General features: G+C 63.2%; 9 protein-coding genes. 6 read left to right on the top strand and 3 right to left on the bottom strand.

Translation table 11 applies throughout. The features are described from left to right. Positions 1-1,203, bottom strand: coding sequence for an MFS transporter (locus ACMUVN_RS26630; protein WP_028756814.1), 1,203 nt, complete (start codon positions 1,201-1,203; stop codon positions 1-3). A 132-nt stretch (positions 1,204-1,335) separates the two neighbouring features. Here ACMUVN_RS26630 and ACMUVN_RS26625 point away from each other — a divergent pair, with 132 nt between their 5' ends. Next, positions 1,336-1,893, top strand: a complete 558-nt coding sequence (locus ACMUVN_RS26625; protein ID WP_063473919.1) for a TetR/AcrR family transcriptional regulator — start codon at positions 1,336-1,338, stop codon at positions 1,891-1,893. A gap of 8 nt (positions 1,894-1,901) precedes the next feature. On the opposite strand, the gene ACMUVN_RS26620 is transcribed toward ACMUVN_RS26625, so the two are convergent. Further along, on the bottom strand, positions 1,902-5,441 hold the full coding sequence (locus tag ACMUVN_RS26620) for a PAS-domain containing protein (protein ID WP_414815673.1): 3,540 nt from the start codon (positions 5,439-5,441) through the stop codon (positions 1,902-1,904). Positions 5,442-5,661: 220 nt separating this feature from the next. On the opposite strand from ACMUVN_RS26620, the gene mscL reads away from it, so the two are divergent. The 5 genes from mscL (at position 5,662) to ACMUVN_RS26595 (ending at position 11,948) form a co-directional block, all read left to right on the top strand. Further along, on the top strand, positions 5,662-6,099 hold the full coding sequence (gene mscL / locus ACMUVN_RS26615; protein ID WP_028756817.1) for a large conductance mechanosensitive channel protein MscL: 438 nt from the start codon (positions 5,662-5,664) through the stop codon (positions 6,097-6,099). Positions 6,100-6,219: 120 nt separating this feature from the next. Then, on the top strand, positions 6,220-7,386 hold the full coding sequence (locus ACMUVN_RS26610; RefSeq protein WP_028756818.1) for a pyridoxal phosphate-dependent aminotransferase: 1,167 nt from the start codon (positions 6,220-6,222) through the stop codon (positions 7,384-7,386). A 221-nt stretch (positions 7,387-7,607) separates the two neighbouring features. Then, a complete protein-coding gene (gene galE, locus ACMUVN_RS26605; RefSeq protein ID WP_028756819.1) occupies positions 7,608-8,642 on the top strand; it encodes a UDP-glucose 4-epimerase GalE in 1,035 nt (344 codons plus the stop codon). A gap of 206 nt (positions 8,643-8,848) precedes the next feature. Then, positions 8,849-10,810, top strand: coding sequence for a putative bifunctional diguanylate cyclase/phosphodiesterase (locus ACMUVN_RS26600; protein ID WP_414815672.1), 1,962 nt, complete (start codon positions 8,849-8,851; stop codon positions 10,808-10,810). 85 nt (positions 10,811-10,895) lie between these two features. Further along, on the top strand, positions 10,896-11,948 hold the full coding sequence (locus tag ACMUVN_RS26595) for an enoyl-CoA hydratase/isomerase family protein (protein WP_414815671.1): 1,053 nt from the start codon (positions 10,896-10,898) through the stop codon (positions 11,946-11,948). 12 nt (positions 11,949-11,960) lie between these two features. On the opposite strand, the gene ACMUVN_RS26590 is transcribed toward ACMUVN_RS26595, so the two are convergent. Then, positions 11,961-14,021 (bottom strand): ATP-dependent helicase, encoded by a 2,061-nt coding sequence (locus ACMUVN_RS26590; RefSeq protein ID WP_414815669.1) that lies wholly within the window; start codon positions 14,019-14,021, stop codon positions 11,961-11,963. Between the last annotated feature and the right edge of the window lie 28 nt (positions 14,022-14,049).

Raw genomic sequence — 14,049 nt, 5'->3', positions numbered from 1 at the left:
TCAGGCGGCGCTCTCCGCCACCCTGCGCCGGTCGGCGCGAATGCTCAACAGTCCGGCGCCCATCAGCAGCAGGATTGCCGTCGCATAAATGTCGGTTGTCAGTGCGTAACCGGCTGATTTCGCCAGGAACCCGGCAAGGATCGCCGGCAGGCTGAAGGCGAGGTAGCTCTGCACGTAGAAGGCCGACAGCAGCCCGGCCCGCTCGTCCGGTTTGGCGAGGGGCATGATCGTGCCGATCGAGCCGAGGAAATTGGTGCCGAAACCGGCGCCGGTAAAAATCGTGCCGATGAGCAGCAGCGGCACATTGGCGAGATGCACGCCGGCAACGACGGTCAGGATGCCAAGCGTCTTGGCCGACACGCCGAAGCCGAGATTGGCCGAGGCCGTCTTGCTGCGCCTGAGATAGACGGCGATTGCCCCGCTCACCATCAATGCGGTGACGACGGCCCCGCCCGTCAGCGGCGCCCGGCTGCCGGTGGTGGTGGCGACCAACGACGGCACCAGGGAGAGATAGAAGCCGGCAAGCGTCCAGTTGGCGATGTTGATCGGCGTCACCAGGGAGAGCGGCCGTTTCACCTGCGGCGGAACGGTGACCCGTGGGATCAGCGAGCCGAGCGCGCCGGGTCGCGTTGCCCCGCTCTCGCGCGTCAGCCAGATGGCGGCCGCCTGCAGCGTGAAGGCGACAAGCAGCAGCGCATAGACCAGATGCATCGGGAAGGGGCCGTATTGGATCAGGGCGCTGGTGCCGACCGCGCCCACCGCCATGCCGGAAAGCGGCGCAATCGAGTTGACGATCTGGCCCTTGGCCCGGTCGACATCGACGAGCGCCGCTCCGAGCGAAGCGCCGGCGATCCCGGTCGCCAGCCCCTGGACGATCCGCGCCGCAATCAGCCAGCCGGGGCCGCTGGCGACGACGAAGAGGCCCATGGCGATGATTTCGAGCACCAGGGCGAAAAAGATCACCGGCTTGCGGCCGAGATGATCCGAGATCGAACCGGCAGTCAGCAATGCCGCCAGCAGCGCGAAGGCGTAGACCGCGAAGATCACCGTGATCAGCACCGGCGAGACGGAGAAGTTTTCCTGGTAGATCCGGTAGAGCGGCGTCGGCGCCGCGGAGGCGCCGAAGAAGGTGGCGAGCGTCAGCGCATGAAAACCGATCGAGGGGCGCGGCGAATTCTCTGTGGATTTGGCGACGGCGACCATATATAAGCCCCTTAAAGCTAAACCATTGCTTTAGCCTATGTAGAGCCGGCATTTTGTAAAAGCAAATTATTTGCATTAATAGGTCTGTCAAAGATTTTGAACCATCGGCGTAAAAGGGGGAAAGTTGCGCGCATGACAGTGAAAGAGAATCTCCGTCCGGGCGGCCGAAGCGCGAGGGTCCAGGCATCGGTGCACAAGGCGGTGCGTGAGCTGATGGCCGAGATGAGCCGTGCCGATGTGACGATCCCGCTGATCGCCGGCAAGGCGGGGGTGACGCCGTCGACCATCTATCGCCGCTGGGGCGACCTGCAGGAACTTCTCGCCGATGTCGCCGTCGATCGGCTGCGGCCGGATATGCAGCCGGTCGATGCCGGCAGCGGCAGAGCCGATCTTCAGGCTTGGGCCGAGCAATATGCCGAGGAAATGTCCTCCGGGCCGGGCCGCGAGATGATCCGCGACGTGCTGGCGGCGCAGGCCGGCGCAAATGCCTGTAAATGCGCCGAGTTTACCCGCCAGCAGATCGGTCTCATCGCCGAGAGGGCGAAGGCTCGCGGCGAGACCTTTCCGGATGTCGACCGGGTCATGGACCAGGTGGTGGCGCCGATCATGTACCGTATCCTGTTCGGCGATGTGCCGGATGCAGCACGCGTGCGCGATCTCGTCGCCCGTGTCATGGGCGCGGCGCTGTAAGCGGTCTCTTACTCAGCGGCGGCGCGCTTGAGGCCTGATATCTGGGTGATATAGGCGCGCAGCGCCGCCGGCCGCACGGGTTTGTGCTGAACGGCGATGCCGTATCGCTCGGCCTCGCTGCGCACCTCCGGCGTCCGGTCGGCGGTGATCATCAGGGCAGGGATATCGGCGCCGAACTGCCGGCGCAGATGCAGGATGGCGGCTATGCCGGTGCCGTCGCCGAGATGATAATCGGCGATGACGATGTCAGGCGGTCCTCCCTGGCCGTCGCTTGATATCACGTCGGCGAGGCAATCCAGCGCCTCCACCTCGCAGCCCCAGCCGCTGATCAACAGCCGCATGCCTTCGAGGATTTTCGGCTCGTTGTCGATGCAGAGGATCTTCAGTCCGCTCAGCGGCTGCCCCGGACGGTCGGCGGGCGTGACGGCCGCTGCGGCCGCGGCCGGGCGCGAGACGTCGAGCGGCATGGCGATGCGGAATTCCGTGCCCTTGCCATGGGTCGACTGCAGTTCGACCGGATGGTTGAGCACTCGGGCGATGCGGTCGACGATCGATAGGCCGAGCCCCAGGCCTGAGGCGGTTTTGGCGCCTTCGTCCAGCCGCGCGAATTCCTTGAACACCGTGCGGAATTTCGATGGTGGAATGCCGATGCCGGAATCGATCACCTGGATGATCACCTGGTTGCCGCGCCGCCGCGCGCCGACCAGCACCTTGCCGGTGATCGTGTATTTGATGGCGTTGGAGACGAGGTTCTGCACCAGCCGGCGCAAGAGGTTGGGGTCGGAGCGGACGCGCAGCGACGTCGGCATGACCACCAGTTTCAGCTGTTTTTCCCGCGCGATCGGCGCAAAATCGGTCTCGATCCGCTTGAGCAGGTCGGAGAGCGCGACGGCGGCGAGCCGCGGCCGCATGGCGCCGGTGTCGAGCCTTGAAATATCGAGCACCGCGCCGAGAATGGTCTCGACCGATTCCAGCGCCGAATCGATGTTGCGCACGATCGGGCTGTTGTCGGATTGCGCCATGCGCTCGACCAGCGCCGAGGAATAAAGCCGGGCGGCATTGAGTGGCTGCAGGATGTCGTGGCCGGCGGCCGCAAAGAAGCGTGTCTTGCCGATATTCGCCTCGTCGGCGGCGGCGCGTGCCTCGCCGAGTTCGCGGTTGACGCGGGTCAGCTCGGCCGTGCGTTCGGCGACGCGCTGCTCCAGCGTCTCGTTCGCCTGTTTCAGCGCCTGGTCGGCAGTGACGCGCTGAGTGATGTCGGTGAAGGTGGCGACGATGCCCTTGTCCGGCATGGCGTTGGAGCGCACTTCGATGATCCGCTCGCCGCCGTCAAGCACCAGCGAAAAGGGTTTGTCGAGCGTCAGGAAATGCCGCACCGTCTGGCTGAGATCGCCGGGCGCGATATCGCCGCGCTGGCTGAGCGTGGTGACGATCTCGGACAGGGGAAAGCCGACCTGGCCGGCACTTTCCGGCAGATCCAGCAATTGCCGGAAGCGCCGGTTCCAGATCGTCAGCCGGTTGGAACTGTCGAAGACCGCAATGCCCTGGTCCATCTGCGACAGCGCCGTCTGCAGCATGTCCTGGTTATATTGCAGCGCCTCGCTCGCCTGGTCGAGCAGCCAGGCGGTATCGGAAGAGGCATCTTCGATCTTCTGCAGGATCAAGGACAGCACCAGCCGGGCCGAGGACGAGCCGATGGCACTGCCGAGCAGCTGTTCGCTGAAATGGATGAGCGCCATATCGGCCGGCTGCTCGTCCTCCAGCTTGCGGCCGGAGCTTTGTTCATAGGTGGTGAGCGAGCGTTGCATGCGCTCTTCGCCGAGATAACGCGAAATCGCCGCTTTGAGGTCGCCGACGCTGATACGGGTCTTCCAGCCGCGCGTGGCAAATTGCGAGCGCGAATGCCGCTTGACGAAGATGCCGGCCTGAATGCGCTCCAGCGGCCTGGCATTGCGGGTGAGCGAGCCGACGATGAAGAAGGCGGTGTTGACGAGCAGGCTCATGACAGTCGCATTGACGAGCGGATCGGCGTCGGCTGCGGTGAACAAGGTGGTCCCGGGAAAGATGAAGCCGAGCACGGCGCTCGCCACATAGGAATAATCAGGTCCGCCGAGCGAGGGCAGGAACAAGAGGTACACCCAGATGGTGAAGCCGGAGGTCAGCCCGAGGATCGCGCCGCGCGCATTCGCCCGCCGCCAGATCAGCCCGCCGATCAGGGCAGGGGCGATCTGCGCGATCGCGGCAAAGGAAAGCAGGCCGATCGAGGCAAGGCCGGCGGTGCTGTCGGTCGAACGATAATAGGCATAGCCGAAGAGCAGCACGGCGAAGATGGCGCTGCGGCGGATGTTCAGCAGCGTCTTGGCGAAATCGTCGCGCTGGCTGGCGCGGCCGGCGAGTTTGCGGCGGAGGAAAATCGGCATGATGATGTCGTTCGACACCATGATCGACAGCGCCACGGAATCGACGATGACCATCGCCGTCGCGGCCGAAAAGCCGCCGATGAAGATGATCAGCGAAATGACCGGCATCTGGCCGGCAAGTGGCAGCGACAGCATATAGAAATCGGCATTGCCGGCGCCGCCGAAGGTCAGGAGCCCGCCGATCGCCACCGGCAGCACGAAGAGATTGATGGCGATGAGATAGGTGGGAAACAGGAAGCCGGCGAGTTTCAGCTGTTTCGGCGTCCGGTTTTCAACGACCGTCACGTGGAATTGCCGCGGCAGCAGGATGATCGCGAAGGCCGACAACAGGATCAGGGTGATCCAGCGGCTGATCGGCGTATGGTAATTGAGCGCCGACATGACCAGCTCATTGTCGACGGTCTTCTGCCAGAGATCGGCCGGGCCGTCGAAGAGAAACCAGATGACGCAGATGCCGGCCGTCAGGAAGGCGACGAGCTTGACGACGGATTCCATCGAGACGGCGAGGATCAGGCCGTCCTGGTGTTCCGTCGCATCCGTATGCCGCGTGCCGAACATGATGGCGAAGCAGGCAAGCACCAGCGTTGCGAGGAGCGGCAGGTCGAGGAAATAGAGATTGCCGCTGCCGATGCCGTAATCGGACGGATTGACCATGGCGCCGACCGTGCTCGAAATCGCTTTCAGTTGCAGCGCGATATAGGGAATGGTGCCGATCAGCGAGATCAGCGCGACGATGGTGGCGACCGTCGGGTTCTTGCCGTAGCGTGCGGCGACGAAATCGGCAACCGAGGTGAGCTTCTCCGCCTTGGCGAGTTCGATGATGCGGCGAAGCAGCGGCATGCCGAGCGTGAAGACCAGGATCGGGCCGATATAGATGCCGGCAAACTCCAACCCGCGCTGCGCCGCAAGCCCGACGCTGCCGAAATAGGTCCAGGAGGTGCAGTAGATCGCAAGGCTCAGCGCATAGACCACCGGCCATCCGCCTTCCAGCGTGCCCGGGCCGAGCGTGCCCGGGCCGCGATCAAGCGTGCCCTGGCTGCGGTTCTTGCGGTCGCCATAGCTTGCCACGGCAAAAAGCAGGAGCAGATAGCCGAAGGCAGACGCGAATATGACCCAGCCTGGAAGCATTGACCCTCCGCCGGCGGAAACCCGCCGGGACCTCCCGCAACATTGGTCAGCTTAAGTTATTTCAGACGCTTTGAAAATTCCTCGCCGTCTAGGCCTTAAGTCAAAGACCGCGGGGGGTATTGCCGAATAATTGCGATTGCCGATTGATTAATTGCAATGAAGATGTAGCTAATAAATTCAGTTGGATATCTTTGAAATGCATCGAAGGGAGACGGATCCGATGCTCAATGAGTTCAAGGCCTTTATCGCCCGCGGCAATGTCATGGATCTTGCCGTCGGCGTCATCATCGGCGGCGCCTTCGGCGGCATCGTCAAATCGCTGGTCGACGACCTTATCATGCCGATCGTCGGCGCCATTTTCGGCGGCTTCGATTTTTCGAATTATTTCCTGCCGCTGTCGTCGGCCGTCAACGCGCCGTCGCTTGCGGCCGCCCGTGCGCAGGGAGCGGTGTTTGCCTATGGCAGTTTCCTCACCGTCCTCATCAATTTCCTGATCCTCGCCTGGATCATCTTCCTGATGGTCAAGGGCGTGAATATCCTGCGTGCCCAGGTCGAGCGCCAGGAAAAGGCCGCACCGGAAGAATTGCCTCCGCCGCCCGCAGACGTGCAGCTGCTGACGGAAATCCGCGATCTGTTGGCCAAGCGCCCGACGGCTTGATCGGCTGGAGCCCGTCCGTCCCGGCCGGGCTCATTCATCACCAAAATCGATATGCCATCACTGGATATCATGGGATTTGCCGACGCAAATCCTCTATGAAGGCGAAAACCGGAGATATGCATGTCGATCTTGAGCAGCCTTAGCCCGCGCGCCGTAGCGGCGCCCGAAAGCGGGATCGTCGAAGTCGTCAATTATGCCCGTGGCCGTGAGGGCCTGCTGCCGCTCTGGGTGGGGGAAGGTGACCTGCCGACGCCGGATTTCATCAGCAAGGCGGCGATGGATGCGCTGGCGGCCGGCGAGACCTTCTACACCTGGCAGCGCGGCATTCCGGAGCTTCGCCAGGCGCTTTCGGATTATTACAGCAGACATTTCGGAATCCGGCTTCCGGTCGAGCATTTCTATGTCGCCGGCTCCGGCATGCAGGCGATCCAGATCAGCGTGCAGGCTCTGACCTCGCCGGGCGACGAAATGATTTACCTCACCCCCGCCTGGCCGAATATCGCCGCCGCCCTCGAGATCGCGGGCGCACGCTCGGTCGGCGTTCAGCTGCAGTTCGAAGGCGGCAAATGGGCGGTCGATCTTGACCGCATCGAAGCCGCGATCACGCCGAAGACCAGGGGGCTGTTCATCAACACGCCGTCGAACCCGACAGGCTGGACGGCAACCAGGAAGGATCTTGGTGATCTCCTGGCGCTGGCCCGCAAGCACGACCTCTGGATCATGGCGGATGAGATCTATGCCCTCTATTATTTTCCAGGCGGCCGTGCGCCCTCTTTCCTCGACGTGATGGAGCCTGATGACAAGGTCATCTTCGTCAATTCCTTCTCGAAGAACTGGTCGATGACCGGCTGGCGCGTCGGCTGGATCGTCGCACCCCCAGAGATGGGCCAGGTGCTCGAAAACCTGATCCAGTATTCGACATCGGGCGTGGCGCAGTTCATGCAGAAGGGCGCGGTCGCAGCCCTCAATGAAGGCGACGATTTCGTGCTCGCCAATATCGCCAAGGCGGCCCGTTCCCGCGATATTCTCTGCGATGCGCTCGTTGCCACCAACCGCGTCGAGACGCTGAAGCCGGATGGTGCGCTTTACGCCTTCCTGAAGATCGACGGCGTCACTGACAGCCGCAGGGCTGCGCTCGATATCGTCGACAAGACAGGCGTCGGCCTTGCCCCCGGCACCGCTTTCGGCCCCGGCGGCGAACTCTTTCTGCGCGCCTGTTTCCTGCGTGACCCAGCCCAGGTGGCGGTCGCCGCCGAGCGTCTCTGCGACTATATCCTCAAGCTCTGACCAACATTGGCCACGAGACCCCATCTGGTGGCCGGCCAAGTCGATTTTGTGCCGGAATCGCCGGATCGATAAAACTCTAGCAATGCCCGAAATCGGCCTCTAACCACGACTCCAAACATACCGGTTCAAAGGCCCTCGAACGGCCATTCGATAAGAAAATTGGAAAGAAAAACCGGCGCCTGATGCCCCTGCTTATAAAAACGAAAGCAGGGATGCGGGACATGGCGGTTTTGGTGACGGGCGGGGCCGGATATATCGGCAGTCACATGGTTTGGGCGCTGCTCGATGCGGACGAGGATGTGGTCGTGCTCGACCGCCTCTCGACGGGCTTTCGCTGGGCCGTGGCGCCGGCGGCGCGTTTCTATCTCGGCGACATTGCCGATCCCGACATATTGAAGAAGATCTTCATCGAAAACGACATCGAGGCGATCATCCATTTCGCCGGCTCCGCCGTCGTCCCGGTCTCCGTCGCCGATCCGCTTTCCTATTACGACAACAATTCCGGCAAGACCCGGGCGCTGCTGAGCGCTTCGGTCAAGGCCGGTATCCGCAATTTCGTCTTCTCCTCGACGGCGGCCGTCTACGGTCAGCAAAAGTCGGACCTGCCGGTGAAGGAGACTGCCTCCCTCAATCCGGAAAATCCTTACGGCCAGTCGAAGCTGATGACCGAATTCATGCTGCGCGATGCCGCCGCCGCCTATGATTTCAACTATGTCGCGCTTCGCTATTTCAACGTCGCCGGCGCCGATCCGCACCACCGTGCCGGCCAGTCGACCTCAGGCGCCACGCATCTCATCAAGGTCGCCTGCGAGGCAGCGCTCGGCAAGCGCGACAGCGTCCATGTCTACGGCATCGACTATCCCACGCATGACGGCACCGGCGTGCGCGACTACATCCATGTCAGCGATCTTACGGATGCTCATCTGAAAGCGCTGCAGCATCTGCGCAAGGACAGGGGCTCGCTCGTCGCCAATTGCGGTTATGGCAGCGGCTATTCCGTGCTCGACGTGCTGAACATGGTCACCCGCCTGCACGGCCATTCCTTCAAGATCCACATGGCGCCGCGGCGCGCCGGCGATTCCGCCAGCGTCGTCGCAGACGCGTCGCTCGCAAGGCAGGTGCTCGATTGGAAGCCCAGATACGATTCGCTGGAAACCATCGTCCAGAGCTCGCTTGATTGGGAACTGTTCCTGTCGAACAAGGGTGTCGACGATCTGCAGAGTATCCACCGGGCACTCGCCGCCGCGTCGTTCTGAGCGGCGCATGACAGCGCCGCGCGCCTTTTCAGACGCGCAGGACGCTGTAGCACTTTGAACTGCTGCATCACTCCTTCAATCGATCTCGATTGAAGGAGTGATGCAATAGCCTGTTTATATCCCCCGCCTGCGGGGTCGCATGCCGTTACGTGAATAAGGAAAAATCAGGCTTTCTCTGGCTGGCTCGGGCCAACGGAAAAGAGAAGATGAAGAAATTTCTGGCCGCATTGCAGCTGCAAAAGGACAATCCGACGCTTCTGACGGCGCAGTTTCGGGCCCTGTCGTCACAGATCCCCATTCTCTACGTCCTCCTGATCATCAACGCCCTTGCGGTGGCGATCACTCACCTCAAATCCGCACCCCTCTGGCTTTCGCTCTACATTCCCGTCGCCTTGAGTGTCCTCTGCGTCTTCCGTCTCTGCTGGTGGGAGATCCGGGGCAAGGAAAACGTCACCGCCGAACGGGCCTATAAGCTGATGAAGGTGACAATGGTCGGGGCCGGCGTCCTGACTTTCGCCTTCGGCGGCTGGGCGATCGCGCTTTATCAATATGGCGACGCCTCCCAGCAGGGCCAGATCGCCTATTTCCTCGTCGTCACCGGCATCTCCTGCATCTTTTGCCTGATGCACCTGCCGATGGCGGCGGCACTGACCACGGTGATCACCTTCTCGGCCATGATTGCGACCTTCATGTTCTCGGGCAATCCCGTTTTCGTCGCCACCGCCGTCAGCGGCCTGTTCCTGATCTTGCCCTTCCTCAGGGTGATCAACAGCTATTTCCAGAATTTCGTCGGCCTCGTGCAATTGACCGAGGAGCTGAAGCAGAAGCAGGCGGAGGCCGAGGAACTGAACCTCGTCAACAGCCGCAACGCGCTGCATGACCAGCTGACCGGCCTTGCCAACCGCCGCAGCTTCTTTCTCTCGCTGGAGAAACGGCTGCAGAAGGACCCGTCCGCGCCGCCCGTCCTCGGCATTCTCGATCTCGACGGCTTCAAGCCCGTCAATGACGTCTTCGGCCATGCTGCGGGCGATCTCGTGCTCAAGGAGACGGCCCGCCGCTTCGTCGCGCTGGTCGGCGAAGAGGGCATCGTCTCCCGTCTCGGCGGCGATGAGTTCGGCATCATCTTCCCCTGTTCGATGACGCGCCAGGCGATCGCCGATCTCGGCCAGGCGCTCTGCGCCGCCGTCCGCGAACCTTACGAAATCCCCGACGGCTCGGTCCGCGTCTTCGGTTCCTGCGGCATCGTCTATCCCGATATCGGCGAGTACACGGCCGAGGATCTCTACGAGAAAGCGGACTTCGCTCTTTACCAGGTCAAGAGCAAGCGCAGCAGCGGCGTCGAATTCTTCTCGCCCGACCACGAGAAGATCCTGACGCAGCGCCACCTGATCGAACTCGAACTGCAGGCGAACGACTTCGCCAAGGAATTGAAACTGGACTATCAGCCGATCGTCGAATTGAGGAGCGGCCGCGTCGTCGGCTACGAGGCGCTCGCCCGCTGGGACAGTGCCCGCTTCGGCCGCATCAGTCCGGAAGCCTTCATTCCCGCTGCCGAGCGCACAGCGGTCATCGGCCGCATGACCCGCATCCTCTTCGCCAAGGCGCTCGAAGCGCTGGCGATCATTCCCAGGCATCTCAGGCTGTCCTTCAATCTCTCGGCGCGCGATATCTGCGACCACGAGACCTCGATGGCGCTGCTTGCCATGATCACTCGCTCCGGCATCGATCCGAAGCGCATCGAATTCGAGATCACCGAGACCGCACTGCTCTCCGATTTCGACACCGCCGATCAGGTGATATCAATGCTGCGCGCCGCCGGCATCTCGATCGCGCTCGACGATTTCGGCACCGGCTATTCGAGCCTCAGCCATATCCACCGTCTCGGCTTCGACAAGCTGAAGATCGACAAGGCCTTCGTGATGAATTTCGATCGCGACGCTCGTTGCATGAACATCACCCGCTCGGTCGCCAATCTCTGCCAGAATCTCGGCATTGCCTCCGTCGCCGAAGGCGTCGAAAGCGAAGAGATCGCCGAAGGATTGAAGGCGATGGGCGTTCGCCTGGCGCAGGGCTATCATTTCTCGCGGCCGCTGCCGCTGGAGCTTGCCATCGACTACGCCGCAAGGTGCGATGCCGCGGCCTCCGCCCGCAATTCACTGTCTGCCTGAACAATCAAATCCGCGACCGGTCGCAAAGCGACTGGAGTGAAGCTGGATCGTCGTCTATTCATGGTCGTAACCGAGGAGGTGAACCATGCAGGACGGCGAAGTCATCATTGAACGGCGGGGCACCGCAGGCGTGATCCGGCTCAACCGGCCGCGGGCACTGAACAGCCTGACGCTGCCGATGATCCGCGCGATCACCGAGGCGTTGCAGGCTTTTGCCGGGGATTCCGAGGTGGCAAGCGTCGTGGCCATGGGCGAGGGCGAACGCGGCTTCTGCGCCGGCGGCGATATCCGCGCCCTGCATGAGAGCGCCCGCGCCGGCGATGGCCTGGCGGCAAGCTTCTGGCGCGAGGAATTCCGCCTCAACCATCTAATCGCCTCCTACCCCAAACCCTATGTCGCGCTGATGGACGGCATCACCATGGGCGGCGGCGTCGGCCTGTCGTCGCACGGCCGCCACCGCATCGTTACCGAGCGCACGCGGCTTGCCATGCCCGAAACCGGCATCGGCTATGTCCCCGATGTCGGCGCCACCTGGCTGCTGCCGCGTAGCCCCGGCGAAGCCGGAACATGGCTCGCCCTGACCGGCCTCGATATCGGTGCCGCCGATGCCATCCATGCCCGCCTCGCCGACCTGCAGATCGCCTCGTCGCGGCTCGGCGCGGTGATCGATGCTCTGTCGACCCTGCCGCGCGGCAGTTCGTCCGGCGATGTCGATGCCGTCTTGCAGGCGCTTTCCGAGTCTCCAGGAGAAAGCCGGCTCAGGCAGAATGCGGCGATGATCGATCGCGCCTTCCGTTTCAACAGCGTCGAGGAGATCCTGGCCGCCCTTGCCGGGGAGGAGGGCGACTTCGCCGCCGAGACGCGGCGGGTGCTGCTGACGCGGTCACCGACCAGCCTGAAGCTCGCTTTGCGGCTGCTCAGGGCCGGCCGTCGCAGCGCCTCGCTCGCCGAATGCCTCGGCCGCGAACTCGGCGCCTGCCTGCAGATGCTGGATAATCCGGACTTCTTCGAAGGCATCCGCGCCGCCGTCATCGACAAGGACCGCAATCCGAAATGGTCGCCCGCGTCAGTCGAGGCCGTGCAGGCCGCAACAATCGAGCATTTCCTGAAACCGGCCGAGCCGCCGCTTTCGCTCTGAACTGCTCTGGGCCTATCGCCACATGCCGCGCATGCGGGCGCCGACATCGATGCGCACCTGCCGTGCCTGCGCTTGAGCGGCGGTCTGCGATTTCACCTGCGGCCAGCTGCAGGCCTCGAAGAACTGCAGCAGTGTCGCGGGAATGAAGCGGCTGCGTGAGGCATAGACATGCCGGTCGCCCTGCGAATTCTGCCCATAGGTGAAGAAGCGTTGCGGCACGACCAGATCGAGGCCGTCTCTCGCCCGCGTCATCGCGACATAGAGCAGCCGGCGTTCCTCCTCGATTTCGGCGCTGGCGCCGACGGCGAGATCGCTCGGAATGCAGCCGTCGACGACGTTCAGCATGAAGACCCGCGTCCATTCCTGGCCCTTGGCGGAGTGGATGGTCGACAGGATGAGATAATCGTCGTCGAGGAGCGGCACGCCCGCCTGGTCGCTGGTCGCATCCGGCGGGTCGAGGGTGAGCTCGGTGAGGAAACGCTCGCGTGAGGCATAACCGCTGGCGATCTGCTCGAGCTGCAGCAGATCGGCCTGCCGCGTCGCGGCGTCCTCATGCAGCCGTTCCAGATGCGGCACGTACCATTGCCGCGCCAGACCGATTTCCGCCGGCCAGCCGGCCTTGCCGGTCTTCAGCTCCTGCAGCATCGAAACGAAATCAGTCCAGTCCTCGCCGGAGCGCGGCGGCGCCGGCATGGCGGCAAGCGCGGATAACGGGCTGGCATCCTCGGCCATCAGGTCGAGCGCCTTCTGCGCCGTCGATGGCCCGACGCCCGGCAGGATTTGCATCAGACGGAAGCCCGCCACCCGGTCGCGCGGGTTCTGCGCGAAGCGCAGCGCAGCCAGCATGTCCTTGACATGCGCGCTGTCGAGAAACTTCAGCCCTCCGAACTTGACGAAGGGAATGTTGCGCCGGGTCAACTCGACCTCAAGCGGCCCGCTGTGATGCGAGGCGCGGAACAGCACGGCCTGCTGCTTGAGCTTGAGACCTTCTTCGCGGTTGTCGAGCACCATGTCGGCAACGTAGCGCGCCTGCTCGGCCTCGTCGCGCACCGTCACCAGGCGCGGCCGCTCGGACGATTGCCGCTCGGTCCAGAGATTCTTGGTAAAGCGCTCCGAGGCAAGATCGATGACAGCGTTGGCGGCCGCAAGGATCGGCTGCGTCGAGCGGTAGTTGCGGTCGAGCGTGACGATATCGGCGGCCGGGCTGAAGGCGGCGGGAAAATCGAGGATATTGCGCACCGTCGCGGCACGGAAGGAATAGATCGACTGCGCATCGTCGCCGACGACGGTCAACCCCTGGCCGCCGGGCTTCAGCGCCATGAGGATCGAGGCCTGCAGCCGGTTGGTGTCCTGATATTCGTCGACGAGCACATGGTCGAAACGATCGCCGATATCCTCGGCAATGACAGTCTCGCCGACCATCTGCGCCCAGTAAAGCAGCAGGTCGTCGTAGTCGAGCACGTTCTGGCTCTGCTTGGACTCGACGTAACAGGCGAAAAGTTCGCGCAGCTGTTTGTCCCACGCCGCGCACCAGGGAAAGGCGTCGCGCAGCACGAGATCGAGCGCGGTTTCCGAATTCACCGCTCGGGAATAGATGGCAAGACAGGTGCCCTTCGTGGGAAAGCGGCTTTCCGTCTTGGAGAAGCCGAGGTCGTGCCGGATGAGGTTCATCAGGTCGGCACTATCTTCGCGGTCGTGGATGGTGAAATCCGGATCGAGGCCGATCTGCTGGGCGTAATCGCGCAACAGCCGCGCGCCGATGCCGTGGAAGGTGCCCGACCAGGAAAGCGTGTCGGCCATGACGCCGGCATTGGCACCAAGCACATCGCGGCAGATGCGCTCGACGCGCCGCGCCATCTCGGCGGCTGCCCGGCGCGAGAAGGTCATCAGCAGGATGCGGCGGGGATCGGCGCCCTTGACGATCAGATGGGCGACCCGATGCGCCAGCGTATTCGTCTTGCCGGAGCCGGCGCCGGCAATGACCAGCAGCGGCCCGGCAATATGGCTGCCATCGGTGAGCGTGCCGTGCTCGACGGCCATGCGCTGCTGCGGATTGAGCTTTTCGAGGTACATCCAGCCGTCCGGTCGGGCTCCCGCAGAA

The organism is Rhizobium sp. IY2 (assembly GCF_047532935.1).
Classification (GTDB): Bacteria; Pseudomonadota; Alphaproteobacteria; order Rhizobiales; family Rhizobiaceae; genus Rhizobium; species Rhizobium anhuiense.
Note: the sequence above shows the minus strand (reverse complement) of the source record. Positions and strands in the feature narration are given on the sequence as shown.